The organism is Desulfovibrio simplex (assembly GCF_055387835.1).
This window is the reverse complement of record NZ_AP042377.1, coordinates 2,179,458-2,203,441: the sequence shown is the minus strand read 5'-3', so window position 1 is coordinate 2,203,441 and position 23,984 is coordinate 2,179,458. Positions and strand designations below refer to the sequence as shown.

Below are 23,984 nucleotides of genomic sequence, written 5' to 3'. Positions count from 1 at the left end.
AAAAGTATGTCACAGCGTACAAAAATTGCGTCTGGCCGCCTGCTGCTGGCCATTTGGTGCGCCGGTCTGCTGGCCCTGTTGTTGCCTGCCCTGTGGACGGTACGTGCAGAGCGCGAGGCCGCCCGGGAGCGTCTGGCCGTCGAGGCGCGCAACACGGCCGTGCAGCTTTCGGCCCTGCTGGCCGTACCCGCATGGGATGTGGACGAACTGGCGGCGCGCACCATTGTCATGGCCGCTATGGAAGATGAGAGCATCTACGCCGTCAAGGTGGAGACGCCGCAGGGCATGCTGGAAGGCCAGCGTCGCAATTATCAGTGGGAGCCTGTGCCCTGGGACGACGAAATCGATGAAGAGGCCGTGTCGGGCCTGAGCCCGCTGCGTGTGGAAGGTCGGCCCGTGGGCACTGTGGAGGTCTATGTTTCGCCGCGTGTAAGCCAGGAGGGCGCTGCTCTCACGGCCCGGCGCGAAACATGGCGCTTTGTGCTGAGTTTTTTGTGCTGGACGGCGGCCCTGGCCTTTTTGTGGCGGACGTGTTTGCAGCGCGAGGCAACTGGCGGGGGCGGTGCGCGGAATCCTTCCCGGCGCGAGCCGGAGGACGCCCCTCCCGAGGACGCCCCTGATCTGGCTGCAAACGGGGCAGAGGCTTTGTCTGAAGAGGCCGCGCCATGCGGTCAGGTTCAGACTGACGAGGACAGCCCGTATGATGGAGACGGAGCGGATGCGCTCGGCGAGGAGACCATCGAATCCCTGAGCGCGCCTTTGGCAGCGGGTGAGGTTGTGAGCCCTGCATTGGGACGGGCCTTTATGAGCCGTCATGACCACGCATGGCAGGTGACCGCCGGACTGTTCCGGCACAGCTTTGCCCAGGGGCCGGGACTTATGGGCCGCCTGTACGCGACGGGCGACAACGCCGCGCTGTGCCGCCTTGGGGATCTGCTGGAAAGGGCCGCCCCCTGCCTTGGAGCCGAGCGTCTTGCCGCGGCGGCCAAGGATATGCAGACGGCTTTGCACTGTCCCGACAGGGAACGCGCGACGCTGGCGGTTGAGGAGTGCGTTCTGGCCCTGGATGCCGTGCTGGACGCCCTGCGCTGAGGTCCGGAGCCGCAAGGGTGGCCGCGTAAGGCATTGGCGCAACGTAATGGAGTAATTCATATGCGTGGTTCAGTGACGCCGTTCATGCGCGCCATCCATGCGCGTCGTTCATACGCCCGGTTCATGCATGCTGTGAAGCGCTGCGGCCGACCCGCGTAACATTTTGGAATCGTATTTTACGGGGCAGCACGCTCCGGATGCAGCCGCTGCGCGCAAGCCTGCGCGGGCACGAGCCATAAGGAGAAGGAATGGGATTTTTTTCAGCCATCAAAAAAATGTTCGGTTCTGAACCCGCCGAAGAACAGGAGCCACAGATTCAGGAATCGGGGGACGCCTCTGCCCTGAAGGAGGTCCAGACTCCGGGCCAGCCGGAAACGCCGCCGCAGCAAGCGGCGCACGCTGAAAGCCCCCAGGACCATCATCCGGATGAAGCCACGGGTGCCATTTCCGGCGCTGCCGGTCCTGCCGCCGAAGCCACGGCGCGCGCTCCGATCACTGTGGCCGCAAGCCCTGCGGAAGAAGCTTTGACGCTACGCCTGCGCGAGGCGGAACCGCGTCTTTCCGTCTGGCTTGGCATAGTACTGGAGGGCGTTGATGCAACGGGCGACCTTTTGTGGCAGCGCCTTTCTTTTCTGCTTGGCGCGCTGGAAGCGCCGCCGCAGGAGACGCAGGCCTTTGTCGATGATTTTCGCGCCTGGACGCAGCGCATGGAGTATCGCCAGGTTGAGGAATTCCGCTCGGAATTGCAGTACCGCCTGGCTCTGGCCCTTGACCTGGAAGATGAGGAAGACGAGCGCAGTCGTCTGTTCATCAAGATAACCGAAGGGCTGGCCCGCACGCGCGATCAGCTGGCGCGCGGCCTGGATTCACTGTTTTCGAGCCATGGCGAGCTTGACGACGCCTTCTGGGAAGAGCTTGAGGAACTGTTTATCATGGCCGATCTTGGCTATGAACCGTCGCTGGAACTGGTGGAACGCCTCAAGGAACGGGCGCGCAAGGAAAAAATCACCCAGGCATCGGGCATGCGCGCCCTGCTCATGGCCGAGGTTGAAGAGATATTTCGTGCGCCGCGTCGCATTGCCGCCATCAATCCGCCTGAAGTTGTGCTCATGATCGGCGTCAACGGCGTGGGCAAAACCACGACCATCGCCAAACTGGCGCACCGCGCGCGCATGCAGGGCAAAAAGGTCATGATCGCCGCCGCCGACACCTTCCGCGCTGCCGCCATCGAGCAGTTGCAGGTCTGGGCCGGGCGCGTGGGCGCGCTTTTTCACGCCAAGGCCCCGGGGTCGGACCCGGCCTCCGTGGCGTACGAGGCCATGGACAGGGCTGTGAAGGAAGGCGTGGACGTCCTTTTTGTGGATACGGCCGGCCGTCTGCAAACCAAGGTCAATCTTATGGAAGAGCTGACCAAGATCCGTCAGGTGCTGGGCAAAAAACATCCGGGCGCGCCTCACCGCAGCGTCTTGGTCATTGACGCGACCACGGGCCAGAATGCCCTGTCGCAGACCAAACTGTTCAAGGAAGCCGCGGGCGTGGACGAACTCATCATTACCAAGCTGGACGGCACGGCCAAGGGTGGCGTCGCCATTGCCGTGGCCATGCAGCACCACCTGCCCATAACCTTTGTGGGACTGGGCGAAAAGCTCGAAGACCTGCGGCCCTTCAATGGCGAGGATTACGCGCGCGCCCTGCTGGGGCAGAAAGACGGCGGAGCGGCCTGACCCAAAGTCGGTCTTTTGAAAGGCGTAATGGGGGAGGGATTGAAAAACTTTGTGGGGGAGGAGACCCTTTTGCAAAAGGGTCTCCTCCCCCACGCCCCCACCCCCTAAAACTCTTGTTGTATGTCAGTCTCGTACAGGGATCTCTCTGATCTGGGCCGGGAATTTTAGAGCAGCCACCCTTTTTGAAAGGGTGGCTGCTCTAACGGTGCACTCTCGTGCAGCGCACCGCAACATGGTGTGAACCTAGCTGCAAATCGCATTTTCCGGCAGAATGGCACTTTTGAAGTGTGAAGCATTTCAAAGGTAATCTGCTCCGGCACGTATAAGCTTTTTCAAGGGTATTCCGTCTAGAACATGCTCCGTTCCAGGCCCAGCCGGGCCGAGGCATGGCCGGGTTCCTGATGAAGGGCCGTCTGAAAGAACTGCGCGGCCCGCTGCTTTTCGCGTGACTGCAAAAAGACGGCCCCAAAATTGAACGCGATGGGGGCACTGGCCTTGTAGATGTCGGCGTCCAGCTCCAGGGCCTTGAGCAGGTTGGCCTTGGCCTGGATAAAATCCTGCCCCTCGGCAAAGGCCATGCCCATGTTGTAATAAAGGTTGGCGTCATCAGGGGCTATCTTGAGGGCGCGCTTGTATTCAATGATGGAGTCACGCCAGCGGCCCTGCTTGCGCAAACTGATGCCAAGCTGGTTGAACACAACGATATCGCTTTTGGAAAGATACTTGCCCTTGACCTCAAGGCTGTTGCGCAGAAACTTTTCGGCCTTCTGCGGGTCCCGGTCGGCATATATCTCGGCAATACGGCTCGAAAGGGCGCTGAGCCCCTCCACGGCTTCGCGGTTCATCTGCGTGAGGGCCTTGTCAAAAAAGTCCTCGGCTTGATCCATATGTCCCAGCGCCAGATGCACTTCGCCCAGACTGACCTTACGGTTGACGTTGAGGGGCGAAATCTGGTCGAGCTTATTCAGATAGTGAAGCTGGTTTTCCTTGTCGTCCAGCTCCTGATACATTTCGGCGAGCCGTTGCAGGGGCGCGAGATACAGGTCGGCCGCCGCGGCCGCCGCTTCATAGGCCGCGTGCGCCTGATCGTATTGACTGAGCCCGCGGTGGGCGTCGCCCATGACAAGGTAGGCCGCCGCGCTGCCTGGCTTGATCTCCAAAATTTTCCGGCTGGCGGCAAGGGCCTGCTCAAACTGTTCACGGGCCAGCAGGCCCTTGGCAAAGTCGATGGCCTGGCCGAGCTTGCTCTGGGGTTTGATGGTGAAGGCCATCTTTTCGATAAGCGTATTGATGGAAACGGGCTTGGCGATAAAGTTGTCAGCCCCCACCTCGTGCAGGAGCATCAGACGGTCGCGCTGCACGTCGTTGGTAAGGATGATTATCTTGAGTCCGCTGTAGGCCTGCTTGATCTGGCCGACCAGAAAACTCAGGTCCTGGCCGTTTATCATACGCTCGAGAAAGAGTATGGGGGCGGGATGTCCGGGCAGCAAGGCCTGCAGTTCCTGCAATACCACGCGGGGATCTGTAAGGGCGGTGAAAAGGCCGGGGGAGGTGAGCCCCAGGTCCTTGGCCAGAGTGAGGCGCAGTTGCGTGCTGAAGGCCTGATCGTCGGTGAGCACCATGACGTGTCCGCCATCTTTCTTCAGATAGTTGATGACGGTATCCTGGTACGAAATATTATTGGCGTTCGGGGCAATGTTATATGTCACGCATTCTCCTTGAAAAAAACCGTGGTGCGGCGTGCTGCACGCTACGGGGTGGAAGTAAAACGCGCAATTTCCGGTTTACGCCTATACCTATCAATTTACTTGGGTGTCAAGTGACGTTCTGATGACGTAAAACAAAAAATAGTATAAAAAGCCTTGACGCGGCGGCGCGTGTTGGCTAAAACATCCCTTGCCCATTGGGACAGGTGTCTTCAATGGGTATTCCCTGGACGGCAGGGAAGGGCAGATTGAGTCTGCCCTGCTGTACCTGGAAGGGTTCCAAGCGAACCCGACAGGTTTTGACATGTGCAGGCGTTACCAGATGCCGGACAATGTCGAGCCGTTCCAGCCCATCGACGGATCCCACCGCTGCCCCGGAGGCGCGCGTGACCCGGGGCTGTAAGGTAGGGGGGAGTATTCCCCTCATTTGGTGACCCTGCGGGACCGCCTTGCCACCTTTTCTTGGTGGCCTGGCTTGGGCGACGCCGGGGAGCATCATGCGGATGATGCAGGCGCGTTCAGGCGTCCAAAATCTTCCGAATATCCTGAATATCAGGCATGATGCGCGCATTAGCGCAGCCCCTTACGTTGCTCCGTTCCGTCCCATTCCAGGGTGAGGTCGGCCTTCGGGCCATGCTTCATGGCCCGCGAATGCTGTGAAGAAGCCCGCGTAGCCGGTGGTCGGCACGTGGGATGTTTATGCAAACGGAGTAGGCAACAATGACGACAGTTAGCAGCGATCGCATTCGGATCAAGCTCAAAGCCTACGATTACCGCATTCTGGATAAAGCCGTTGCGGAAATCGTGGATACGGCGCGCAATACGGGTGCCGGTGTGGCGGGGCCCATTCCTCTGCCCACCAACATTCATAAGTACACCGTGCAGCGTTCCGTGCACGTGGACAAGAAGTCCCGTGAGCAGTTTGAGATGCGTATTCACAAGCGGCTTATGGATATTCTGGAACCCACCCAGCAGACCGTCGACGCGCTGGGCAAGCTTTCCTTGCCCGCCGGTGTGGACGTGGAAATCAAGCTCTAGCGAGAGGCAGTCATGGCTGAGAAAATGGGAATTTTGGGTCGCAAACTCGGTATGACCCGCATATTTGACGGCAACGGCGCCGCTGTGCCCGTTACGGTGATTGAGGCAGGACCTTGCCCGGTCACCCAGGTCAAGACCGCGTCCAGCGACGGCTACAACGCCGTGCAGATCGCGCTGACCGCCGCTAAGGAAAAGCACGTGGGCAAGGCCATGCAGGGTCACTTTGCCAAGGCTGGCAAGGGGCTCTTCCGCCATCTGCGTGAGATCCGCCTTTCGGCTGCTCCCGAGCAGGAGCTGGGCCAGGAACTTACCGTCGAAATGTTCGCCGCCGGCGACACCGTCAAGGTGACCGGCAAGAGCGTTGGTAAGGGCTACCAGGGCCGTATGCGCCGCTGGAACTTTGCTGGCTCCAAGGATACGCACGGCTGCGAAAAGGTGCACCGCAACAACGGCTCCATCGGTAACAACACCTTCCCCGGCCGCGTGTTCAAGGGCAGGAAGATGGCTGGCCACTGGGGCAATGAAACCGTTACGGAAATGGGCCTGACCATTGTTGACGTCCGTCCCGAGGATAACGTCATCCTGGTCAAAGGTTCCGTGCCCGGCCCCAAGAACGGGCTGGTACTGATCCGCAAGCAGTAGAGGAAGCAGCAATGGCTACCGTGAAAATATTTGATCAGAACAAGCAGGAAAGCGGTGAAATTACGCTGGCTTCCGATGTGTTCGAAATCGAGGTGAGGCCCGAAATCCTCAATCTCGTGGCGCGCGCCCAGATGGCGGCCAAACGCGCTGGAACGCACAATGCCAAGACCCGCGCCTTTGTTTCCGGCGGCGGCGTCAAGCCCTGGAAGCAGAAGGGCACCGGCCGCGCACGCGCCGGTTCCAACCGTTCGCCCATCTGGCGCGGCGGCGCGATCATTTTTGGGCCCAGCCCCCGCGACTACAGCTTCAAGGTTAACAGCAAGGTTCGCGCCCTGGCTCTCAAGATGGCTCTGTCCAGCCGCCTGGCCGCTGAAACCCTGATGGTGGTCAAGGGCATTGAACTGCCCGAAGCCAAAACCAAACATTTTGCCAAGGTGGCCAACACCCTGGGCCTTAACAAGGCCCTCATCGTGGCGCCCGAGGAAAACGTTGAACTGACCCGCTCGGTTCGCAACATCCCCGGCCTCACCCTGACCACGGTGGACCGCCTGAGCGTGCTTGAGATCCTGAAGCACAAGCAGCTTGTGCTGCTTGAAGGCGCTGTGGAATCCGTTCAGGCGCGTTTCGCGAAGAAGGGAGCGTAGTTATGGAAATCACTTCTGTTCTGCTCAAGCCCCTGCTGACCGAAAAGACGACCATGATCAAGGACGAAGCGCAGCAGGTGGCCTTTATGGTCCACACCCAGGCCAACAAGCTTGAAATCAAGCAGGCCGTGGAAAAGGCTTTTGACGTTAAAGTGGAAGCGGTCAACGTGGTTCGCCGCGCGCCCCTGAACAGGGAGCGCCAGGGCCGTGTGGTTGGTCGCAAGCCCGGCTGGAAAAAAGCGTATGTGACGCTACGCCAGGGCGATAAAATCGAGTTCTTCGAGGGAGTATAAGCATGGCTGTCCGCAAGCTGAAACCGACTTCCGCTGGGCGTCGTTTCCAGACGGTTTCCGATTTTGAGGAAATCACCCGGACGCGCCCTGAGAAGTCCCTTACTGTCGGTCTGACCAAGAAGGCCGGCCGCAATAACTTGGGCCGCGTCACCAGCCGCCGTCGTGGTGGTGGTGTGAAGCGTCTGTACCGCATCATTGACTTCAAGCGCGACAAAACCGGTATTGAAGCCCGTGTTGCTCACATTGAGTATGATCCCAACCGCTCCGCCCGCATCGCCCTTCTGCACTACACGGATGGCGAAAAGAGGTACATTCTGGCTCCTGTGGGCCTGAAGCAGGGCGATGTGATCATGTCCGGCGTCAACGAGCGCAACGGCGCAGTGGCCGACATCATGCCCGGCAATGCCCTGCCCATGCAGCGCATTCCCGTGGGTACCGTCATCCACAACGTCGAGCTGTACCCCGGCAAGGGCGGACAGCTCTGCCGCGCCGCGGGCACCTACGCGCAGCTCGTCGCCAAGGAAGGCAAGCACGCTCTGCTGCGCCTGCCCTCCGGCGAAGTCCGCAAGGTTCTCGTGGCCTGCATGGCCACTGTGGGTCAGGTGGGCAACGTGCACCATGAAAGCATCTCGCTGGGCAAGGCTGGCCGTAACCGCTGGCTCGGTCGCCGTCCCAAGGTCCGTGGCGTGGCCATGAACCCCATCGACCATCCCCTGGGCGGTGGCGAAGGCAGAAGCTCTGGCGGCCGTCATCCTGTGTCGCCCTGGGGCATGCCCGCCAAGGGTTACAAGACCCGCGACAAGAAGAAGGCCTCTTCAAGGCTTATTGTTAAACGCCGCGGCCAGAAGTAGGAGTAGCTCATGCCGAGATCATTGAAAAAAGGGCCGTTTGTTGACGGTCATTTGATGAAGAAGGTCGACACCGCCGTGGCCAACAGCGATCGGCGCGTGCTCAAGACCTGGTCGCGCCGCTCGACCATCCTGCCCGAAATGGTGGGACTGACCTTTGCGGTGCATAATGGCAAAAAGTTCGTGCCGGTGTTCGTCACCGAAAACATGGTTGGTCACAAGCTGGGCGAATTCTCGCCCACCCGTACCTACCATGGGCATGCCGCCGACAAAAAGGCTAAGGCCGGCAGGAAGTAGGGTAGCGATATGGAATCTAAAGCTATTGCGAAATTCCAGCGCGTTTCGCCGCGCAAGACCCGTCTTGTCGCCAAAAACGTGCAGGGCCTTGGAGTGGAGGAGGCAATGAACCTTCTGCGCTTTACGCCCAATAAGCCCGCTGGGGTTATTTACGGTGTGCTGAAAAGCGCGCTGGCTAATGCCTCTCAGTTGGGCGGCGTTGATGTGGACGCCATGGTGGTGAAGGAAGTCGTGGTCAACGAAGGTCCCACCTGGAAGCGCTTCATGCCCCGTGCCCAGGGCCGGGCGACCAAGATTCACAAGCGCACGAGCCACGTCACCGTTATACTCGCAGAAGGGCAGGAATAGGCTATGGGTCAGAAAGTACATCCGTTCGGGTTCCGGCTTGGGTATAACAAGAACTGGCAGTCCCGTTGGTTCAGCAAGAAAGAATACCCCGCCTTTGTCTATGAAGACAGCAAGATCCGCGCGTTCGTGAAGAAGCTTCTGTATCATGCAGGCGTTTCCAAGATCGAAATCGAACGTGCAGGCGGCAAGGTACGGCTTATCCTGTCCACTGCCCGCCCCGGTATTGTCATCGGTCGCAAGGGTGTGGAAATTGAAAAGCTGCGCAACGACCTTCGTCAGAAGTTCGGCCGTGAGTTTTCGCTTGAAGTAAATGAAATCCGCCGTCCCGAAGTGGACGCCCAGCTTGTGGCCGAAAACGTGGCACAGCAGCTGGAGCGCCGTGTGGCTTTCCGCCGCGCCATGAAGCGCACCGTGTCAATGGCGCGCAAATTCGGCGGCGAAGGCATCAAGGTGACGTGTTCCGGCCGTCTGGCCGGTGCTGAAATCGCCCGTACCGAATGGTACCGTGATGGCCGGGTGCCCTTGCAGACACTGCGCGCCGACATTGACTACGGTTTTGCAGAAGCGCGCACCACCTACGGCATCATTGGCGTCAAGGTGTGGATATACAAGGGTGAAATCCTTGACAAAGAGGTTGATCAGTAATGCTTGCGCCTAAAAAAGTAAAATTCCGCAAATGGCAGAAGGGTCGCCTCCGCGGCCTGGCCACCCGCGGCGCTACAGTTGCCTTCGGCGACATTGGTTTGAAGGCCGTGCAGCACGGACAGCTTACCAGCCAGCAGATTGAAGCTGCGCGTATCGCCATGATGCGCCACATCAAGCGCGGTGGTAAGGTTTGGATCCGCGTGTTCCCCGACCGCCCTGTGACCGCCAAGCCCCTTGAAACCCGTCAGGGTTCCGGTAAGGGCGCCCCGGTGGGCTGGTGCGCTCCGGTGAAACCCGGCCGCGTGCTGTATGAAATCAAGGGCGTCAGCCTTGACCTTGCCCGCGAAGCGCTCACCCGCGCCGCGCACAAGCTGCCCGTCAAGACCGTCATCGTGGTGAGGGAGGGCATCTAAATGGCTGCCAAGAAAAAAATTGAAAAGAGCGTCCGGCCCGCTGCCGCCGATCTTCGCGCCATGAGCGTTGAAGAACTGCGCGGCAAGCTGGCCGAGCAGCGCCAGGAACTGATGTCCGCCCGCTTCAAGCACGCCGCCGCGCAGCTTGAAAAGACTTCCGAGCTGAAGGCCATGCGCAAGCATGTGGCGCGCATCGAGACTGTACTGAACGAAAAGGAACAGAGGGCCTAAAATGCAAGCTCTGGAAGATCGTAAGGGCAGAACGCTGACCGGCATTGTGGTGAGCGACAAGAACGACAAGACCATTGTCGTGCGCGTTGAGACCCTGGTCAAGCACCCTCTGCTCAAGAAGTATGTGAGGCGCCGCAAAAAGTTCACGGCTCATGATCCCATGAACGAATGCGGTATGGGCGATAAGGTCAAGATTGTGGAGTTCCGTCCGCTTTCGCGCAACAAGCGCTGGCATCTGGTCTCCATCATTGAAAAAGCCGTGTAGGGTAGGACCATGATCCAGGTAGAATCCACGCTTCAGGTCGCCGACAATTCCGGCGCCAAAAAGGTTGCCTGCATCAAGGTGCTGGGCGGTTCACACCGCCGCTACGCCTCGGTCGGCGACATTGTAGTGGTTTCCATTAAGGAAGCCATACCGCATAGCAAAGTGAAGAAGGGCGACGTGATGAAGGCTGTTATCGTGCGCACCGCCAAAGAAGTGCGTCGCATGGACGGCAGCTATATCAAGTTCGACGGCAATGCCGCTGTGCTGCTTTCCAGCCAGGGCGAGCCTCTCGGCACCCGCATCTTCGGCCCTGTGGCCCGTGAGCTGCGCGCCATGAACTTTATGAAAATTATTTCGCTGGCCCCGGAAGTGCTGTAGGAGACCGTCATGAAAATGTATCGTATCCGCAAGGACGACAAGGTGATGGTAATCGCCGGCAAAGACGCGGGCAAAATCGGCAAGGTGCTCAAGATCCTGCGCAAGAAGGATCGCGTGCTGGTGGAAAAGACCAACATGGTCAAGCGCCATATGCGCCCCAACCCCTATGCCCAGCAGCCCGGTGGCATCGTGGAAAAGGAAATGCCCATCCACGTGTCCAACGTCATGGTTGTCTGCTCCGCTTGTGGCAAGGCCACCCGCGTGGGTTACAAGACCATCGAGTCTGAGGGCAAGGAAAAGAAAGTGCGCTTCTGCAAAAAGTGCAACGAAGTCATGGAATAAGGTGATACGATGACACGCCTTGAAAAGATATATAGAGAGAAGGTGGTTCCGGTAATGCAGAAGGAGTTTAGCTACTCCTCTTCCATGCAACTTCCCGGGATTGAAAAGATCTCTCTGAACATCGGCCTTGGCGCCGCCAGCCAGAACAATAAGCTGATGGAAGAGGCCGTGGCTGAACTTTCAGCCATTGCCGGCCAGAAGGCCGTGGTGACTCGCGCCAAAAAATCCATCGCCGCGTTCAAGCTGCGCGAAGGCATGCCCATCGGCGCCCGCGTTACCCTGCGCAAGGAACGCATGTGGGACTTTCTTGACAAGCTCATGAACTTCGCACTGCCCCGTGTGCGCGACTTTCGCGGCATTCCTGACCGTGGGTTCGATGGACGCGGCAACTTCACCCTGGGCATCAAGGAACACACCATCTTCCCCGAACTCGAGGCGGATCGTGTGGAAAATCCCAAGGGCATGAACATCACCATTGTCACCACGGCGTCCACGGACAAGGAAGGCAAGTTCCTTCTTGACCAGCTGGGCATGCCGTTCCGCAAGTAGGAGTTAAGCTATGTCCCGTACTTCTTTGGAAGTAAAGGCTAAGCGCAAGCCCAAGTTCAGCGCTCGCGCTTACAATCGCTGCCCGCTTTGCGGCCGGCCCCGGGCTTTTCTGCGTCAGTTCGGCATCTGCCGTATCTGCTTCCGCAACATGGCCCTTCGTGGCGAGCTGCCCGGCGTACGCAAGTCGAGCTGGTAAATTTCCGGGCGCGCAAGCGCCCGGATGGCGCGTTTTTACGCGCCTGCGGGAAGTGGCGGCATTGGGCCGTCAACCCCGCGCCCAAACTCTCAGGAGCTTTCGATGTTGACAGATCCCATTGCGGATATGCTGACCCGTATCCGCAACGCACATTTGGCCCTGCACAAGGAAGTGAATGTGCCGCGCTCGAAGATGAAGGAAGCGTTAGCCGCCATCCTCAAGCAGGAAGGTTACGTCGAAGACGTGGCCGTGGCCGACAGTAACATTACCATCACTTTGAAGTACCAGAAGGGCAAGGCCGTTATCAGCGGCCTCAAGCGCATCAGCACGCCCGGTCGCCGGGTGTATGTGGGCGCTCACAAGATCCCCCGTGTACAGAACGGCCTCGGTATTTGCATTTTGTCCACGTCCAGCGGTGTGCTGGACGGTATGACTGCCCATGACAAGAAGGTGGGCGGCGAACTTCTGTGTGAAATCTGGTAGGCGGTGCGAGCATGTCCAGAATAGGTAAACTGCCCATTCCCGTTCCCAATGGCGTTGAAGTCAAGATCGGAGCGGATGTTGTGGAAGTGAAAGGCCCCAAGGGCTCGCTGAGCACCCCTGTCTGCTCCCTGCTCACTTACGAACAGGCCGATGGCCACGTGATCTTGAGCCGCATTGAAGATGACCGCATTACCCGCGCCCAGCACGGCTTGCGCCGTACTCTGCTTTCCAACTGCATCGACGGCGTCACCAAGGGCTTTTCCAAGGCTCTGGAAGTCATCGGCGTTGGTTACCGCGTAGCGGTGAAAGGCAATATCATCGAGCTTCAGGTGGGCTACTCCCATCCTGTGCTGGTGGAACTGCCCGAAGGCCTCAAGGCTGCTGTGGAAGGCCAGGTGCTGACCATCAGCGGCATTGACAAGGAACTGGTGGGCGAAATGGCCGCCAGGATCCGCCGCATCCGCAAGCCTGAACCCTACAAGGGCAAGGGCATCAAGTACACTACCGAGACGATCCGCCGTAAGGTCGGCAAGTCCGGCGGCAAGAAGTAGGGGGCGCGTCATGAAATACAGCAAGAATGAATCGCGGCAGCGCCGCAAGGTCCGCATTCGCAAGAAGATCAGCGGTACCTCCGAGCGCCCGCGTCTGGTTATTTACAGGTCCAACCTGCATGTCTATGCCCAGATCGTCAACGATCTGGACGGCGCCACCCTGGTGGCCACCTCCACGCTTTCGCTTGCCAAGAGCGAAGCCGGGCTGCACTGCAACAAGAGCGGCGCAGAAAAGGTGGGCATGGAGATTGCCCGCATGGCCAAGGAGAAGAATATCAGCAAGGTGGTATTCGATCGCAACGGGTATCTTTATCACGGTCGCGTCAAAGCCGTAGCCGATGGCGCCCGCGAAGGCGGCCTGGAGTTCTAATATGCGTCAGGAAAATACCGAAACTCAGCAGAACGAGTTGGGCGAAATCGAAAAGATCGTTTCCCTCAACCGCGTGGCCAAAGTGGTTAAGGGTGGCCGTCGGTTCAGCTTCAGCGCCCTTGTGGTGGTTGGCGACGGCAAGGGCGGCGTGGGCTTTGGCCTCGGCAAAGCCCAGGAAGTGCCCGAAGCCCTGCGCAAGGCGACCGAACGCGCTCGCAAGAACCGTGTACAGGTTGCCCTTGTGGACGGCACGCTGCCCTATGAAATTCTGGGCCGCTTCGGCGCCGGACGTGTCATGCTCAAGCCCGCCTCCGAAGGTACCGGCATCATCGCCGGTGGCGCTGTGCGCGCCATTATGGAAGCTGCCGGCGTGCGCGACGTGCTTGCCAAGGCCATTGGCACCAACAACCCGCACAACGTGCTTCGCGCCACCATGCAGGGCCTTGTCGCCCTGCGCAGCGCCGACGATGTTTCGGCTCTGCGCGGCAAGAAGCTCGAAGCTCCGAGGAAGTAGTCATGGCAGAAATCAAGGTTAAACTCGTGCGTTCGCGCATCGGCTCCACGCCCGCGCAACGCAGGCTGCTGGACTCCCTTGGCCTCAAGCGCCGCGAGATGGTCAAGACGTTCAAGGACACCCCGGCCATCCGGGGCATCATCGCCAAAGTTCCGCATATGGTGACCGTTATCGAATAACGGTCGGAGGACATATACCATGCAACTGCACAATCTCTTTCCTTTTCCGGAAGAGCGCAAGACCCGCCGTCGCGTGGGCCGAGGCTCTGGTTCCGGTCTGGGTTGCACGGCGGGCAAAGGCCACAAAGGCCAGAACGCCCGTGCCGGTGGCGGTGTGGCCCCTGGCTTCGAAGGCGGCCAGATGCCCCTGCAACGCCGTCTTCCCAAGCACGGCTTCAAGAATGCTCCGTTCAAGGTTACCTACAACGTGATCAATCTTGACCGCCTGCTGGAAGCCTTTGAAGGCAAAAACGACATCACGCTTGACGACATCTACGCCCGCGGCCTGGCCCGCATGGGCGCTCCCGTGAAGATTCTTTCACGCGGTGAAGTCAAGGGCGCTTTCAAGGTCGAGGCTCACAAGTTCAGCCAGGGCGCTGCGGAAAAAATCCGCAACGCGGGCGGTCAGGTGAGCGAGCTTGAAGCGGCTCCTGCGGAATAACTGTTGACGTCAAACCGGCCGGTTTCATGACCGGCCGGTTTGTTCCGCTGTCGGCGAAAGCCGCGCGGAAAGGCGAAAACCGTTGTGTCCGGCTGCGCGCCGGCTCCTGCGGTTTTCAGGGTCGTGACCCTGTCAATGCCTGGCATCTGCCTCATTGCTTCCCTTATGGGGAAGGCAATGGGGCTGTGCACATACTGCGCTACCGGCGCACAAACGCAAAGAGTCTTACATGGCAGTAGGAACGGCAAATACTATGGCGGGGCAGCCTTCGCTTGTTAAGCGGCTTGGCTGGACCTTCCTGATTTTGTGCTGCTACCGCATCGGTGTGCATGTGCCCATTCCGGGCGTGGACGCCGCCGCTCTGGCATCTTTTTTCAAAAGCATGCAGGGGACGCTGTTCAGCCTTTTTGACATGTTCTCCGGCGGCGGGCTGTCCAACGTTTCCGTCTTTGCCCTGGGCGTCATGCCGTATATCTCGGGCAGCATCATCATGCAGCTGCTCCAGGTCATCAGTCCTGACGTGAAGCGCATGGCCAAGGAAGAAGGGCAGGCCGGGCGGCGCAAGCTTACCCAGTACACCCGCTACCTTACAGTGCTCATCGCGCTGGTGCAGGGGCTCGGAATAGCCGTGGGCCTTGAGAACATGACCAGCCCGGCTGGCACCTCCGTTGTGCTCAACCCCGGCTGGCAGTTCCGCATGGTCACCATGGCCACCTTTACCGCTGGTTCGGTACTGGTCATGTGGCTTGGCGAACAGATCACCGAACGCGGCATCGGCAACGGCATATCGCTCATCATTTTCTGCGGCATCGTGGTGGGTATACCGCGTGGCCTCATCCAGTCCGTGGCGCTGATCCAGGCCGGAGACATGAGCATATTCATGGCTGCCGTCATTCTGGTTTTCATGGCTGCGGTGCTTGTGGCCATCGTCTTTGTCGAAAGGGCGCAACGGCGCATACCCATCAGTTACGCCAAGCGTCAGGTGGGCCGCAAAATGTACGGTGGGCAGAATTCCCACCTGCCCTTGCGTCTTAACACCGCTGGCGTCATTCCCCCCATCTTCGCTTCTTCGCTGCTGCTGTTTCCGGCCACCATCGGCCAGTTTTCCAGCAACGAATACGTGAAGCATGCGGCGGAACTGTTCTCGCCCCACGGTGTAGCCTACAATGTGCTGTACGTGGGCCTCATGTTCTTCTTCTGCTACTTCTATACGGCCATTATTTTTGACCCCAAGGATATGGCCGAAAACCTCAAGAAGAACGGCGGGTTCATTCCTGGCATACGTCCCGGCGACAAGACGCAGGAGTATGTGGACACGGTGCTTACACGGCTGACCCTTTCGGGTGCCACCTATATATCACTGGTCTGCCTTTTGCCCATGCTGCTCATCAGCAACTTTAACGTGCCTTTCTTTTTTGGCGGCACGAGCCTGCTGATTCTCGTGGGTGTGGCCATGGACTTTATGAATCAGGTGGAATCACACATGATCTCCAGTCAGTACCAGGGGCTTATGGCCAAGGCACGCAAAAGCGGCCGGCTGTAAAACAACGGGTGATTGGCAGTATGAAAAAATATCAGGGCGCGTACATCAAGAACGAGCGTGAAATAGGCTGCCTGCGCGAAGCCAACCGCATGGTCGCCAATGTTCTTGATGCAGTGGGCGACATGGTGGCCCCCGGCCTTCCAACCATGCGTCTTGAAGAGTTGGCGCGCGATATGTGTGCTGATTACAAGGTCAAACCGGCTTTTTTGGGCTATTGCGGCTATCCTTTTGCACTTTGCTGCTCGGTCAACGAACAGGTTGTGCACGGTTTTCCCTCCACGCGGCTGCTTGAGGAAGGGGACATCGTCAGTGTGGATATGGGCGTAGTCTTTGAAGGCTTTGTGGGTGACGCCGCACGCACCTTCCCTGTGGGAAAGGTGAGCGACGAAGCCCGCAGGCTCATGCGCATTACCGAGGAAAGCCTCTATGTTGGCATTGAGCAGGCACGTGCAGGCAATGATGTGTACAACATCGGCGCGGCCGTGCAGGATTATGTGGAAGCCGCCGGTTTCGGCGTGGTTCGGCGTTTTGTGGGACACGGCGTTGGCGCCAAGATGCATGAAAAGCCCGAAGTGCCCAACTTCCGGCCCGGCATGCGCGGTCTGACCCTGCAGAACGGCATGGTCATAGCCATAGAACCTATGGTGACTATGGGCACGTATGAGGTCGACATCCTTGACGATCAATGGACTGCGGTAACACGCGACGGCCAGTGGGCCGCACACTTTGAACACAGTGTGGCCATAACGCCGTCCGGACCGCAAATCCTCAGCATCTCGGACCGAGGACTCAACCGGCACACCATTGAAGGTTGACAGAACAGATAAAGCCGGATAAAGACTTTCGTTCGCGCCCTATTTTTTTGAGGGCGTCGGTCGAGCCGTCTGTGCGGTTTATGGCCGGTTGCCGGAGACTTTATCTGTCAAAGCAAAGGCTCTTATTGGAGAAATGGAATGAAAGTAAGACCTTCCGTCAAGAAAATATGCCCCAAGTGTAAGGTTATCCGGCGCAAGGGAGTGCTTCGAGTTATCTGCGAAAACCCCCGGCACAAGCAGCGTCAGGGCTAGGCAGGAGACATATTGTGGCGAGAATAGCAGGTGTTGATTTGCCCCGCGGCAAAAGGGTGGACGTTGCGCTCACCTATATCTATGGCATTGGCCGTACCACGGCCATGAAAATTCTGGACACCACCGGAGTCAACTGGGAGCGTAATATCGACGATCTCTCCGCTGACGAAGTGAACGAGATCCGTAAGGAACTCGAACAGCACTACAAGGTGGAAGGCGATCTTCGCCGTGAAGTGTCCGGTAATATTAAACGTCTTATGGACATTGGCTGCTATCGCGGCCTTCGTCACCGTCGCGGGCTGCCCGTGCACGGCCAGCGCACACACACCAACGCGCGTACCCGCAAGGGTCCCCGTCGTGGTGCGGTGGGCAAGAAAAAGTAGGCGTGCGGGCTGCGCTTGTCGCAGTTTGTAAAGCGGACGCAGCATTCGTGCTGCCGTGAGGACGAACGGATTTCCGCCGCGCGCGGAGCATAAATCTGACAAGCTCCATCCAGAGGGATAGATATGGCCAGACCCAAAAAAGCGGTCAAGAAAAAGGAAAAGAAAAACGTGCCGGTGGGCATAGCCCACATCCAGGCTTCGTTTAATAATACCATTATTACTTTTACGGATACGCGCGGCAACGCCGTTTCCTGGGCTTCTTCGGGCCAAAGCGGCTTCAAGGGCTCACGCAAGTCCACGCCTTTCGCGGCCCAGGTGGCTGCCGAAACGGCTGCCCGCAAGGCGCAGGACAACGGCATGCGTACTGTCGGCATCTATGTGAAAGGCCCCGGCTCCGGCCGTGAAGCTGCCATGCGCGCCATTTCGGCCGCCGGCATGAAGGTCGCCTTTATTCGTGATGTCACGCCCATTCCGCACAATGGCTGCCGGCCGCCCAAGCGCCGCCGCGTCTAGACCGGCCCTGCCCCGGCAGAGCCAGTAACGTAAGAGGATTAATACATGGCCAAATATACTGAAGCCAAGTGCCGCATGTGTCGCCGCGAGGGCTGCAAGCTCTTTTTGAAGGGCGACCGCTGCTTCACTGACAAATGCGCCTACGACCGCCGCCCCTACGCTCCCGGCCAGCACGGCCGTGCCCGCAAGAAGGTGAGCGAATACGCAGTGCAGCTGCGTGAAAAGCAGAAGACGCGCCGCATTTACGGTATCCTGGAACGTCAGTTCCACGGATACTTTGTGAAAGCCGATATGCAGAAGGGTGTTACAGGCACCAACCTGCTCGTGATACTTGAACGTCGTCTGGATAACGTGGTTTTCCGTCTCGGGTTCGCCAACTCGCGCAACCAGGCCCGCCAGCTTGTGCGCCACGGCGTATTCACCCTCAACGGCCGCAAGGTGGACATCCCCTCCTTGCAGGTTCGTGTGGGCGACAGCATTGAAGTGCCCGAAAAGAACCGCAAAATTCCCGTGCTTGCGGAAGCGCAGGAAGTTATTGCCCGCCGTGGCTGCCCCGCCTGGCTTGAAGCCGATGGCGCTGCCTTCAAGGGCACTGTCAAGGCCATGCCGCAGCGTGACGACATCCAGTTCCCCGTCAACGAGCAGCTTATCGTCGAACTTTACTCGAAATAACCGGGGGTTCGCATGCTTATTAAACAGGGCGAACGCCTTATCAATGCGCGCAACTGGTCCGAGCTTGTCAAGCCCGATCAGATTATGCGCGAAGAAGAGACCGCCAGCGGCACACACGGCAAGTTTGTCTGTGAACCTCTGGAAAGGGGCTACGGAACCACCATTGGCAATGCCATGCGTCGCGTTCTTCTGGCCTCGCTTCAGGGCTCTGCCTTTGTGGCGGTGAAAATCATCGGCGTGCAGCACGAATTCACCAGCATTCACGGTGTGCTGGAAGACATCACCGATGTCATCCTCAACATCAAGCAGGTGCGTTTGCGCATGGACACGGAAGAGCCCCAGCGCCTGACCCTTCGCGTTGAACGCAAGGGACCGGTCACGGCTGCCGATATCGTGCCCAACCAGCACGTAGAAGTACTCAACCCTGATTTGCACATCGCGACCCTCACCGAGGACGTGGTGCTGGAGATGGAACTGGAGGCCCGCATGGGCAAGGGCTATGTGCCCGCCGACATGCATGAGGGTCTGGCCGATGAGATCGGCCTCATCAAGCTGGATTCCAGCTTTTCTCCCGTGCGCAAGGTGGCGTACACGGTGGAACAGGCCCGAGTGGGCCAGATGACCAACTATGACCGTCTCCTGCTGGAAGTGTGGACTGACGGCTCGCTGACGCCCGAAGACGCCATTGCCTACAGCGCCAAGATCATCAAGGATCAGATATCCGTCTTCATCAACTTTGATGAGCGTGTATCCGGCGACATGCGCAATGGTGGAAGCGAAAGCGGTGAAGTGAACGAGCTCCTGTTCAAAAGCATCGACGATCTTGAGCTTTCCGTGCGTGCCACCAACTGCCTGCGCAGCGCGAACATTGCGCTTGTGGGCGAACTGGTGCAGCGCACTGAAGCTGAAATGCTCAAGACCAAGAATTTCGGCCGCAAATCGCTGGACGAAATCAAGAGTGTGCTGTTGAGCATGGGATTTGACTTCGGCATCAAGGTCGACTCTTTCGAAAAGAAATATCAGGAATGGAAAAGGAAGCAGCAAAATGAGGCATAGCAATTCCGGCAGGAAACTTTCGCGTACTCCTGCGCACCGTAAGGCGTTGTTGCACAATCTCGCCAAGGCGCTGCTGATCCACGGCAAAATCTGCACCACGGAAATCAAGGCCAAGGAACTTCGCCGCGTTGTGGAGCCCCTGATTACCCTTGCCAAGCGCAATGACCTGCACGCCCGCCGTCAGGCCTACCGTGTGCTCAATGATCATGCCCTGGTCAAGCGTCTGTTTGAAGAAATCGGACCTGTCTTCGCTGGCGTGCCCGGCGGATACACCCGTATCCTCAAGCTGGCCATGCCCCGCAAGGGCGACAACGCCCCCATGGCGTTTATCGAACTGACCCACAGCACTGAAGCTGTTGCAACTGAAGCCCCCAAGGCTGCCGAAGAAGCGCCGGCCAAGCCCAAGCGCACACGCAAGCCCAAGGCTGAAGAAGTCGCGTCTGCCAAGGAAGAAGCCGTCGCCAACTAGGCAAAGCTTTTTTCGACGACGCAGGATATATTGAAAAGGGGCGCTGAGCGCCCTTTTTCATTTTGCGGCTTGTGCCAAAGCAATTTCACGGGCTTGGCCAGCAGAATTTCACCGTATTATAATGCAACTGCTCTTTGGTATGGTATGACACCTGGAAGGCGCAGCGCCGGGAATCCCCGCTTCAGGGCAGAAAACCCGTTGTATTTTGCTAAAATACAACGGGTTTTAGAGAGTGGGGGGCGTGGGGGAGGGACCCTTTTGCAAAAGGGTTCCTCCCCCGCAAAGTATTTACCCTTCCCCGACTAGAGCAGATTAACTTTGAAATGCTTCACATTTCAAAGTTTTCATTCAGCCGAAAAACCACATTTTTCGGCTGAATCCCCGCCATGTTGTGGCGCGCTGCACTTTCGTGCAGCGTTAGAGCATTTACACTTTTTCAAAGTCAAAATGCTCTAAGCAGTGGGGGAATCGTCTCGGGGTGCAGGACGGACGCGCCAAGGATGAAAGCGGATCAGGCGGGTATTGGCGAGGCCGCGCAGCGGCACCGCGGTCCATACTTGGAGGGCGCACCGCTTCAACGGGAGCAGGGAGCACGTCCGTGGAGATTGAGCAGCGCTTCAGTATCTTGCCATTTCCCGCTCGACTTCCCTTGGGGTTGCGAGCAATCCTTCATGGATTTTTTGGGCGAAACTGTCGGGATAAATTTCCTCAAGACCAGCGGTTAGACCCGTGAGGATTTCTTCGGCCACAGATTCCGGACTGGCCTTGGCCATGGCCAGCCCATCGGTCATGCGCGTGTCGACTGGGCCGGGATACACGCCGACAACAGCGGTCTTCTGGCCGGACAGCGCGCCGCGCATGCCCTGTGTCAGCGAATGCAGGGCGGCCTTGGAAGCGCAGTACGTTCCTATGGACGGCATGTTCACAAGGCCAATGACAGAAATGATGTTCACGATGCACCCGCCGCCGTTTTTGCCGAGGATGGGGGCAAAGGTGGTGCACATGGCATGCGTGCCGAAGTAATTGACCTCCATTTCTCTTCTGGCGATTTGCTGACTGCCCAGCAGGCCGGCGCCTCCGGTTCCGGCATTGTTCACAAGCAGGGTAAGATCCCGCGCAGCCACAGCGGCTTTTTCGATGCTGGCGGTATTGCAGATATCAAGCTTGAGGAGGCTGATCCGGCCATCAACGGGCAACACATCAAGAGACGTGATATCGCGTGCGCAGGCGTATATTTTTGCCGCTCCAGCGGCGAGAAAGGCATTGACGAGCGCCTTGCCAATGCCTCCGTTGGCGCCTGTCACCAGTATAGTCTGATTTTTTATGTTCATGACTGTTCTCCTTGTCAGGATAGTGCTGTATCGGTTCAGAACATCGTCGTCCGGCTTTCCAGCCGGCCGTCGCGCTTGTTGGCAAAATAGCGCCGTTAAATGGCGCAAAGCGCCGACTCTCAAGGTTACACGGTCGGCTGTACCGCGAAAATTGTCAAATGCGCTTGGAGCGGGCAGCACGGGACTGCCTTTGACTTTTGTCGTCCGTGTTTTGACCTTTGGCCAGTAAAAGCGCATACTATATACAATTTTGCTGTTGATATAACGTATCATGAGGAGACGCGCATGAAGCTTCTGGAAAAAGCCCGCGCAGCAGGCTGAGCAGCCAAACTTGCTCCAGGGGCCCTGGAGCGATTGTTGCGCGGCCTGCCCTCCGGCTCCAGGCCCGACCTTGAAGCCCGCGTGCTGGCTGGCCGTGCCCGCAATGAAGATGCCGTGGTTCTGACCGTGCCGCCAGGTCGCGCGCTGGTGCAGACCGTGGATATTCTTGCGCCCATCGTTAATGACGCTTTCAGCTTCGGCCGCATTGCCGCAGCCAATGCCCTTTCTGACGTGTACGCCATGGGTGGCGAGCCCTGGAGCGCCATGAACGTGGCGTTTTTCCCCCAGGCTCTGGCTGAGGATGATCCTCAGGGCATTCTTGCCGGCATCCTGCGCGGGGGGCTTGATGCCATGAATGAGGCAGGGGCGGTGCTTGCCGGCGGGCACACGGTGCAGGACGACGAACTCAAGTACGGACTCGCCGTCACCGGCATCATTGATCCGACGCACATGGCCCGCAATGACGGGCTTGCGCCCGGCCACAAGCTGCTTCTGACAAAGCCCCTGGGAACAGGGGTGCTGGCAACGGCGGTCAAGGCGCGCTGGGATGGCGCAGAAGAGAGCGAAGCTGAGGTCGCCCGCTGGTGTTCCCGTCTGAACAGCGTGGGTGGCGAGGTGATCCGGGCGCTCAAGGTGATGGCCGCAACGGATATTACGGGCTTCGGGCTTGGAGGGCATGCGCTTGAAATGGCGCAGGCATCGGGCGTCTGCGTGGTGCTTGACGCTGAGGCATTGCCGCTTTTGCCGCGCGCGCTGGAGTATGCGCGCGATGGACTTATACCGGCGGGCAGCCATTTGAATCGCAAGCACTGCTCCTGCGCGACGCTGGTTGAAGAGGGCGTGGACGAAGCCGTGGAAAGCCTGGCTTTTGACGCCCAGACCTCTGGCGGACTGCTGCTGGCCGTGCCGCCCCATCAGGTTGAGCAGGCTCGGCAGCTGCTGCTGGCAGGCGGGGATCTGGCCTGCCTGGTGGGCGAGGTCGTCGAGGCCCGACCCGACGGCAAGGCCCTGGTGCTGCGCTAGATATGCTGTCGCGCTGAAAAGCTTTGTGGGGGAGGGACCCTTTTGCAAAAGGGTCCCTCCCCCACGCCCCCACCCCCTAAAACCTTTATTGTATTTTAGAGCATTTTAACTTTGAAAAAGTGTAAATGCTCTAACGCTGCACGAAAGTGCAGCGCGCCACAACGTGGCGTGGATTCAGCCGCAAATCGCATTTTTCGGCTGAATGAAAACTTTGAAATGTGAAGCATTTCAAAGTTAATCTGCTCTAGTCGGGCGCAATACTTCTTCTGGTTTGAAGCGCGGGCGGAGCAGGAACGGCGTATTTCAGGCAGCACACCCTGCGAAAGCTGTTGGGTCGAGAGCCATGTAGCTTTGCGGCTGCCGCCACGGCTCATGCGGGCAGTTCCGACCCATGCCCCGGTTTGGTCCGGCCACCGCTGGCTTTGAAAAAAGTGAGCGCGGCCGTGACGCGCGCTTCAGGAGCGTGGTCTGCCGCTTTTTTTGCTTTGCCTGTCGCCATTGTTTCGGGAGACATTGGCCTGGAAAAGTTACGCTTTTGGCACCGATTCCACACGCGCCGCCAGGCGCCTCGTACTTCCGGCGGAGCAGGTTCACGGCTTGCGGGCCGGGCGCAAGTGTGCTATGGAAACACGCTTTGCGAGAGTGGCGGAATTGGTAGACGCACTGGACTTAGAATCCAGCACCATAGGTATGGGGGTTCAAGTCCCCCCTCTCGCACCAGAGACCGCAAGAGCTTGATATACAAGCGAAACATAAAGCCCCTCATGAGTTTTTCATGAGGGGTTTTTGTTATGTGGGTTGCAGAATCGTGATTTAGCCCATGCCCCCTTATTCCTGTGATTTAAGGGAATGGGCTGTATTTCAGTGAAATAATTAGGATAGCGAGTGGCTTGGGTTGCTGAAAAATGGTTGCGCGGTTACTTAACCGTTAAGAGCTTTAGCGGCATTGGTTAAATCCGATGGTGCAAAATGGGCATATCGTATTTGCGGCAGATATCGGCCACGGCGCGGCCATCTTCAGTAATGGCAGTTTGCCAGTAATCGCTACTATTGGCTGGGTTGTTTAAGAGGATGGCTACACGTCGGCGTAACTGGTCCGGGACCCGTCTCACCATATCGTTTCTTCCAACGACAGAAGGTTTGCTGCACACGCTCATTTTATGACTGACCTTCTCTTCCGTATGCCCAATTCTTGCCGGCGTAGAGCAAAGACAACCTGCCCCTGGTAACTGTCCCCTTTTTCATGGCAAAATCGTTTGCGCGAGAGTAAGTATTTTTACTGATTTTCTCGTTTGTTAATTGGTATGGTTTATTGGTTGGGTCCAATATATCTATATTTTAGTATTATATAATGTGCATGCTGATCAGTTAAAATGA

35 protein-coding genes and 1 tRNA gene are annotated in these 23,984 nt (G+C 58.3%); 33 read left to right on the top strand and 3 right to left on the bottom strand.

All coding sequences use genetic code 11. The annotated features are described in order from the left end of the window. The first annotated feature begins 6 nt into the window (after nucleotides 1-6). Nucleotides 7-1,092 (top strand): hypothetical protein, encoded by a 1,086-nt coding sequence (locus tag ACZ5DH_RS09145; RefSeq protein ID WP_464253993.1) that lies wholly within the window; start codon nucleotides 7-9, stop codon nucleotides 1,090-1,092. Nucleotides 1,093-1,340: 248 nt separating this feature from the next. Next, entirely contained in the window at nucleotides 1,341-2,816 is a 1,476-nt protein-coding gene (ftsY, locus tag ACZ5DH_RS09140) for a signal recognition particle-docking protein FtsY (RefSeq protein WP_464253992.1), read from the top strand. A gap of 347 nt (nucleotides 2,817-3,163) precedes the next feature. On the opposite strand, the gene ACZ5DH_RS09135 is transcribed toward ftsY, so the two are convergent. Then, nucleotides 3,164-4,525, bottom strand: a complete 1,362-nt coding sequence (locus tag ACZ5DH_RS09135; protein WP_464253991.1) for a tetratricopeptide repeat protein — start codon at nucleotides 4,523-4,525, stop codon at nucleotides 3,164-3,166. 717 nt (nucleotides 4,526-5,242) lie between these two features. Between ACZ5DH_RS09135 and rpsJ the strand changes: the two genes are divergently transcribed. The 29 genes from rpsJ to rplQ all read left to right on the top strand — a co-directional run bounded on the left by rpsJ (nucleotide 5,243) and on the right by rplQ (nucleotide 19,932). Continuing rightward, nucleotides 5,243-5,560: a 30S ribosomal protein S10 gene (gene rpsJ, locus ACZ5DH_RS09130; RefSeq protein WP_022658146.1), complete on the top strand. Its 318-nt coding sequence runs from the start codon at nucleotides 5,243-5,245 to the stop codon at nucleotides 5,558-5,560. Nucleotides 5,561-5,572: 12 nt separating this feature from the next. Further along, nucleotides 5,573-6,202, top strand: a complete 630-nt coding sequence (rplC, locus tag ACZ5DH_RS09125) for a 50S ribosomal protein L3 (protein WP_291303348.1) — start codon at nucleotides 5,573-5,575, stop codon at nucleotides 6,200-6,202. Between the two features lie 11 nt (nucleotides 6,203-6,213). Beyond that, nucleotides 6,214-6,846, top strand: a complete 633-nt coding sequence (rplD, locus tag ACZ5DH_RS09120; protein ID WP_464253990.1) for a 50S ribosomal protein L4 — start codon at nucleotides 6,214-6,216, stop codon at nucleotides 6,844-6,846. Between the two features lie 2 nt (nucleotides 6,847-6,848). Continuing rightward, on the top strand, nucleotides 6,849-7,139 hold the full coding sequence (gene rplW / locus ACZ5DH_RS09115) for a 50S ribosomal protein L23 (RefSeq protein ID WP_464253989.1): 291 nt from the start codon (nucleotides 6,849-6,851) through the stop codon (nucleotides 7,137-7,139). Nucleotides 7,140-7,141: 2 nt separating this feature from the next. Beyond that, nucleotides 7,142-7,990 carry a 50S ribosomal protein L2 gene (gene rplB, locus ACZ5DH_RS09110; protein WP_464253988.1) on the top strand — a complete coding sequence of 283 codons (849 nt, stop codon included), beginning with the start codon at nucleotides 7,142-7,144 and terminating at the stop codon, nucleotides 7,988-7,990. 9 nt (nucleotides 7,991-7,999) lie between these two features. After that, nucleotides 8,000-8,284 (top strand): 30S ribosomal protein S19, encoded by a 285-nt coding sequence (rpsS, locus tag ACZ5DH_RS09105; protein WP_012624298.1) that lies wholly within the window; start codon nucleotides 8,000-8,002, stop codon nucleotides 8,282-8,284. A gap of 9 nt (nucleotides 8,285-8,293) precedes the next feature. After that, nucleotides 8,294-8,632 (top strand): 50S ribosomal protein L22, encoded by a 339-nt coding sequence (gene rplV, locus ACZ5DH_RS09100; protein ID WP_179979729.1) that lies wholly within the window; start codon nucleotides 8,294-8,296, stop codon nucleotides 8,630-8,632. 3 nt (nucleotides 8,633-8,635) lie between these two features. Continuing rightward, nucleotides 8,636-9,277, top strand: a complete 642-nt coding sequence (rpsC, locus tag ACZ5DH_RS09095; protein ID WP_291303344.1) for a 30S ribosomal protein S3 — start codon at nucleotides 8,636-8,638, stop codon at nucleotides 9,275-9,277. Beyond that, nucleotides 9,277-9,690, top strand: coding sequence for a 50S ribosomal protein L16 (rplP, locus tag ACZ5DH_RS09090; protein WP_012624301.1), 414 nt, complete (start codon nucleotides 9,277-9,279; stop codon nucleotides 9,688-9,690). The genes rpsC and rplP overlap by 1 nt, the downstream gene beginning before the upstream one ends. Further along, nucleotides 9,691-9,921, top strand: a complete 231-nt coding sequence (gene rpmC, locus ACZ5DH_RS09085; RefSeq protein WP_464253987.1) for a 50S ribosomal protein L29 — start codon at nucleotides 9,691-9,693, stop codon at nucleotides 9,919-9,921. It abuts the gene before it with no gap. A gap of 1 nt (nucleotide 9,922) precedes the next feature. Further along, nucleotides 9,923-10,186 carry a 30S ribosomal protein S17 gene (rpsQ, locus tag ACZ5DH_RS09080; protein WP_012624303.1) on the top strand — a complete coding sequence of 88 codons (264 nt, stop codon included), beginning with the start codon at nucleotides 9,923-9,925 and terminating at the stop codon, nucleotides 10,184-10,186. A 9-nt stretch (nucleotides 10,187-10,195) separates the two neighbouring features. Further along, nucleotides 10,196-10,564, top strand: coding sequence for a 50S ribosomal protein L14 (gene rplN, locus ACZ5DH_RS09075; protein ID WP_179979726.1), 369 nt, complete (start codon nucleotides 10,196-10,198; stop codon nucleotides 10,562-10,564). A 9-nt stretch (nucleotides 10,565-10,573) separates the two neighbouring features. Next, a complete protein-coding gene (gene rplX, locus ACZ5DH_RS09070) occupies nucleotides 10,574-10,906 on the top strand; it encodes a 50S ribosomal protein L24 (RefSeq protein WP_012624305.1) in 333 nt (110 codons plus the stop codon). A gap of 9 nt (nucleotides 10,907-10,915) precedes the next feature. Then, nucleotides 10,916-11,455 carry a 50S ribosomal protein L5 gene (gene rplE, locus ACZ5DH_RS09065; RefSeq protein WP_291303342.1) on the top strand — a complete coding sequence of 180 codons (540 nt, stop codon included), beginning with the start codon at nucleotides 10,916-10,918 and terminating at the stop codon, nucleotides 11,453-11,455. 10 nt (nucleotides 11,456-11,465) lie between these two features. Further along, a complete protein-coding gene (locus ACZ5DH_RS09060) occupies nucleotides 11,466-11,651 on the top strand; it encodes a type Z 30S ribosomal protein S14 (RefSeq protein ID WP_012624307.1) in 186 nt (61 codons plus the stop codon). 102 nt (nucleotides 11,652-11,753) lie between these two features. Further along, nucleotides 11,754-12,134, top strand: coding sequence for a 30S ribosomal protein S8 (rpsH, locus tag ACZ5DH_RS09055; RefSeq protein WP_291303341.1), 381 nt, complete (start codon nucleotides 11,754-11,756; stop codon nucleotides 12,132-12,134). Between the two features lie 11 nt (nucleotides 12,135-12,145). Then, the gene (gene rplF / locus ACZ5DH_RS09050; protein WP_464253986.1) at nucleotides 12,146-12,685 is read left to right on the top strand and encodes a 50S ribosomal protein L6; all 540 of its coding nucleotides are present in this window, start codon (nucleotides 12,146-12,148) and stop codon (nucleotides 12,683-12,685) included. 10 nt (nucleotides 12,686-12,695) lie between these two features. Then, a complete protein-coding gene (rplR, locus tag ACZ5DH_RS09045) occupies nucleotides 12,696-13,055 on the top strand; it encodes a 50S ribosomal protein L18 (RefSeq protein WP_464253985.1) in 360 nt (119 codons plus the stop codon). 1 nt (nucleotide 13,056) lies between these two features. Further along, nucleotides 13,057-13,569, top strand: a complete 513-nt coding sequence (gene rpsE, locus ACZ5DH_RS09040; RefSeq protein WP_183717169.1) for a 30S ribosomal protein S5 — start codon at nucleotides 13,057-13,059, stop codon at nucleotides 13,567-13,569. Nucleotides 13,570-13,571: 2 nt separating this feature from the next. After that, a complete protein-coding gene (gene rpmD / locus ACZ5DH_RS09035; RefSeq protein WP_464253984.1) occupies nucleotides 13,572-13,748 on the top strand; it encodes a 50S ribosomal protein L30 in 177 nt (58 codons plus the stop codon). 19 nt (nucleotides 13,749-13,767) lie between these two features. After that, nucleotides 13,768-14,229: a 50S ribosomal protein L15 gene (rplO, locus tag ACZ5DH_RS09030; protein WP_464253983.1), complete on the top strand. Its 462-nt coding sequence runs from the start codon at nucleotides 13,768-13,770 to the stop codon at nucleotides 14,227-14,229. Between the two features lie 229 nt (nucleotides 14,230-14,458). Then, nucleotides 14,459-15,772 (top strand): preprotein translocase subunit SecY, encoded by a 1,314-nt coding sequence (secY, locus tag ACZ5DH_RS09025; protein ID WP_464253982.1) that lies wholly within the window; start codon nucleotides 14,459-14,461, stop codon nucleotides 15,770-15,772. Nucleotides 15,773-15,792: 20 nt separating this feature from the next. After that, the gene (map, locus tag ACZ5DH_RS09020; protein ID WP_464253981.1) at nucleotides 15,793-16,587 is read left to right on the top strand and encodes a type I methionyl aminopeptidase; all 795 of its coding nucleotides are present in this window, start codon (nucleotides 15,793-15,795) and stop codon (nucleotides 16,585-16,587) included. A gap of 138 nt (nucleotides 16,588-16,725) precedes the next feature. Further along, nucleotides 16,726-16,839, top strand: a complete 114-nt coding sequence (rpmJ, locus tag ACZ5DH_RS09015; RefSeq protein WP_005027799.1) for a 50S ribosomal protein L36 — start codon at nucleotides 16,726-16,728, stop codon at nucleotides 16,837-16,839. Nucleotides 16,840-16,853: 14 nt separating this feature from the next. Further along, on the top strand, nucleotides 16,854-17,222 hold the full coding sequence (rpsM, locus tag ACZ5DH_RS09010; protein WP_291303336.1) for a 30S ribosomal protein S13: 369 nt from the start codon (nucleotides 16,854-16,856) through the stop codon (nucleotides 17,220-17,222). Between the two features lie 123 nt (nucleotides 17,223-17,345). Further along, nucleotides 17,346-17,735: a 30S ribosomal protein S11 gene (gene rpsK, locus ACZ5DH_RS09005; RefSeq protein WP_179979715.1), complete on the top strand. Its 390-nt coding sequence runs from the start codon at nucleotides 17,346-17,348 to the stop codon at nucleotides 17,733-17,735. Nucleotides 17,736-17,780: 45 nt separating this feature from the next. Further along, nucleotides 17,781-18,407, top strand: coding sequence for a 30S ribosomal protein S4 (gene rpsD, locus ACZ5DH_RS09000; RefSeq protein ID WP_183717189.1), 627 nt, complete (start codon nucleotides 17,781-17,783; stop codon nucleotides 18,405-18,407). Between the two features lie 12 nt (nucleotides 18,408-18,419). Next, nucleotides 18,420-19,463, top strand: coding sequence for a DNA-directed RNA polymerase subunit alpha (locus tag ACZ5DH_RS08995; protein ID WP_464253980.1), 1,044 nt, complete (start codon nucleotides 18,420-18,422; stop codon nucleotides 19,461-19,463). Then, nucleotides 19,453-19,932 (top strand): 50S ribosomal protein L17, encoded by a 480-nt coding sequence (rplQ, locus tag ACZ5DH_RS08990; RefSeq protein WP_464253979.1) that lies wholly within the window; start codon nucleotides 19,453-19,455, stop codon nucleotides 19,930-19,932. The genes ACZ5DH_RS08995 and rplQ overlap by 11 nt, the downstream gene beginning before the upstream one ends. A 617-nt stretch (nucleotides 19,933-20,549) precedes the next feature. On the opposite strand, the gene ACZ5DH_RS08985 is transcribed toward rplQ, so the two are convergent. Further along, nucleotides 20,550-21,263 (bottom strand): SDR family oxidoreductase, encoded by a 714-nt coding sequence (locus ACZ5DH_RS08985; protein ID WP_464253978.1) that lies wholly within the window; start codon nucleotides 21,261-21,263, stop codon nucleotides 20,550-20,552. A 285-nt stretch (nucleotides 21,264-21,548) separates the two neighbouring features. Between ACZ5DH_RS08985 and selD the strand changes: the two genes are divergently transcribed. Beyond that, nucleotides 21,549-22,607 (top strand): selenide, water dikinase SelD, encoded by a 1,059-nt coding sequence (gene selD / locus ACZ5DH_RS08980; protein ID WP_464253977.1) that lies wholly within the window; start codon nucleotides 21,549-21,551, stop codon nucleotides 22,605-22,607. A 95-nt stretch (nucleotides 22,608-22,702) separates the two neighbouring features. Here the strand turns inward: selD and ACZ5DH_RS08975 are convergent, their stop codons facing one another. Further along, nucleotides 22,703-22,981, bottom strand: a complete 279-nt coding sequence (locus tag ACZ5DH_RS08975; RefSeq protein ID WP_464253976.1) for a hypothetical protein — start codon at nucleotides 22,979-22,981, stop codon at nucleotides 22,703-22,705. Nucleotides 22,982-23,243: 262 nt separating this feature from the next. Between ACZ5DH_RS08975 and ACZ5DH_RS08970 the strand changes: the two genes are divergently transcribed. Beyond that, nucleotides 23,244-23,327, top strand: a tRNA-Leu gene (locus tag ACZ5DH_RS08970). Nucleotides 23,328-23,984 lie beyond the last annotated feature (657 nt).

Coding starts and splice junctions, on each gene's coding strand:
- ACZ5DH_RS09145 (WP_464253993.1), top strand. CDS start 7: ATGTCACAGCGTACAAAAATTGCGTCTGGCCGCCTGCTGCTGGCCATT.
- ftsY (WP_464253992.1), top strand. CDS start 1,341: ATGGGATTTTTTTCAGCCATCAAAAAAATGTTCGGTTCTGAACCCGCC.
- rpsJ (WP_022658146.1), top strand. CDS start 5,243: ATGACGACAGTTAGCAGCGATCGCATTCGGATCAAGCTCAAAGCCTAC.
- rplC (WP_291303348.1), top strand. CDS start 5,573: ATGGCTGAGAAAATGGGAATTTTGGGTCGCAAACTCGGTATGACCCGC.
- rplD (WP_464253990.1), top strand. CDS start 6,214: ATGGCTACCGTGAAAATATTTGATCAGAACAAGCAGGAAAGCGGTGAA.
- rplW (WP_464253989.1), top strand. CDS start 6,849: ATGGAAATCACTTCTGTTCTGCTCAAGCCCCTGCTGACCGAAAAGACG.
- rplB (WP_464253988.1), top strand. CDS start 7,142: ATGGCTGTCCGCAAGCTGAAACCGACTTCCGCTGGGCGTCGTTTCCAG.
- rpsS (WP_012624298.1), top strand. CDS start 8,000: ATGCCGAGATCATTGAAAAAAGGGCCGTTTGTTGACGGTCATTTGATG.
- rplV (WP_179979729.1), top strand. CDS start 8,294: ATGGAATCTAAAGCTATTGCGAAATTCCAGCGCGTTTCGCCGCGCAAG.
- rpsC (WP_291303344.1), top strand. CDS start 8,636: ATGGGTCAGAAAGTACATCCGTTCGGGTTCCGGCTTGGGTATAACAAG.
- rplP (WP_012624301.1), top strand. CDS start 9,277: ATGCTTGCGCCTAAAAAAGTAAAATTCCGCAAATGGCAGAAGGGTCGC.
- rpmC (WP_464253987.1), top strand. CDS start 9,691: ATGGCTGCCAAGAAAAAAATTGAAAAGAGCGTCCGGCCCGCTGCCGCC.
- rpsQ (WP_012624303.1), top strand. CDS start 9,923: ATGCAAGCTCTGGAAGATCGTAAGGGCAGAACGCTGACCGGCATTGTG.
- rplN (WP_179979726.1), top strand. CDS start 10,196: ATGATCCAGGTAGAATCCACGCTTCAGGTCGCCGACAATTCCGGCGCC.
- rplX (WP_012624305.1), top strand. CDS start 10,574: ATGAAAATGTATCGTATCCGCAAGGACGACAAGGTGATGGTAATCGCC.
- rplE (WP_291303342.1), top strand. CDS start 10,916: ATGACACGCCTTGAAAAGATATATAGAGAGAAGGTGGTTCCGGTAATG.
- ACZ5DH_RS09060 (WP_012624307.1), top strand. CDS start 11,466: ATGTCCCGTACTTCTTTGGAAGTAAAGGCTAAGCGCAAGCCCAAGTTC.
- rpsH (WP_291303341.1), top strand. CDS start 11,754: ATGTTGACAGATCCCATTGCGGATATGCTGACCCGTATCCGCAACGCA.
- rplF (WP_464253986.1), top strand. CDS start 12,146: ATGTCCAGAATAGGTAAACTGCCCATTCCCGTTCCCAATGGCGTTGAA.
- rplR (WP_464253985.1), top strand. CDS start 12,696: ATGAAATACAGCAAGAATGAATCGCGGCAGCGCCGCAAGGTCCGCATT.
- rpsE (WP_183717169.1), top strand. CDS start 13,057: ATGCGTCAGGAAAATACCGAAACTCAGCAGAACGAGTTGGGCGAAATC.
- rpmD (WP_464253984.1), top strand. CDS start 13,572: ATGGCAGAAATCAAGGTTAAACTCGTGCGTTCGCGCATCGGCTCCACG.
- rplO (WP_464253983.1), top strand. CDS start 13,768: ATGCAACTGCACAATCTCTTTCCTTTTCCGGAAGAGCGCAAGACCCGC.
- secY (WP_464253982.1), top strand. CDS start 14,459: ATGGCAGTAGGAACGGCAAATACTATGGCGGGGCAGCCTTCGCTTGTT.
- map (WP_464253981.1), top strand. CDS start 15,793: ATGAAAAAATATCAGGGCGCGTACATCAAGAACGAGCGTGAAATAGGC.
- rpmJ (WP_005027799.1), top strand. CDS start 16,726: ATGAAAGTAAGACCTTCCGTCAAGAAAATATGCCCCAAGTGTAAGGTT.
- rpsK (WP_179979715.1), top strand. CDS start 17,346: ATGGCCAGACCCAAAAAAGCGGTCAAGAAAAAGGAAAAGAAAAACGTG.
- rpsD (WP_183717189.1), top strand. CDS start 17,781: ATGGCCAAATATACTGAAGCCAAGTGCCGCATGTGTCGCCGCGAGGGC.
- ACZ5DH_RS08995 (WP_464253980.1), top strand. CDS start 18,420: ATGCTTATTAAACAGGGCGAACGCCTTATCAATGCGCGCAACTGGTCC.
- rplQ (WP_464253979.1), top strand. CDS start 19,453: ATGAGGCATAGCAATTCCGGCAGGAAACTTTCGCGTACTCCTGCGCAC.
- ACZ5DH_RS08985 (WP_464253978.1), bottom strand. CDS start 21,263: ATGAACATAAAAAATCAGACTATACTGGTGACAGGCGCCAACGGAGGC.
- ACZ5DH_RS08975 (WP_464253976.1), bottom strand. CDS start 22,981: ATGAGCCGTGGCGGCAGCCGCAAAGCTACATGGCTCTCGACCCAACAG.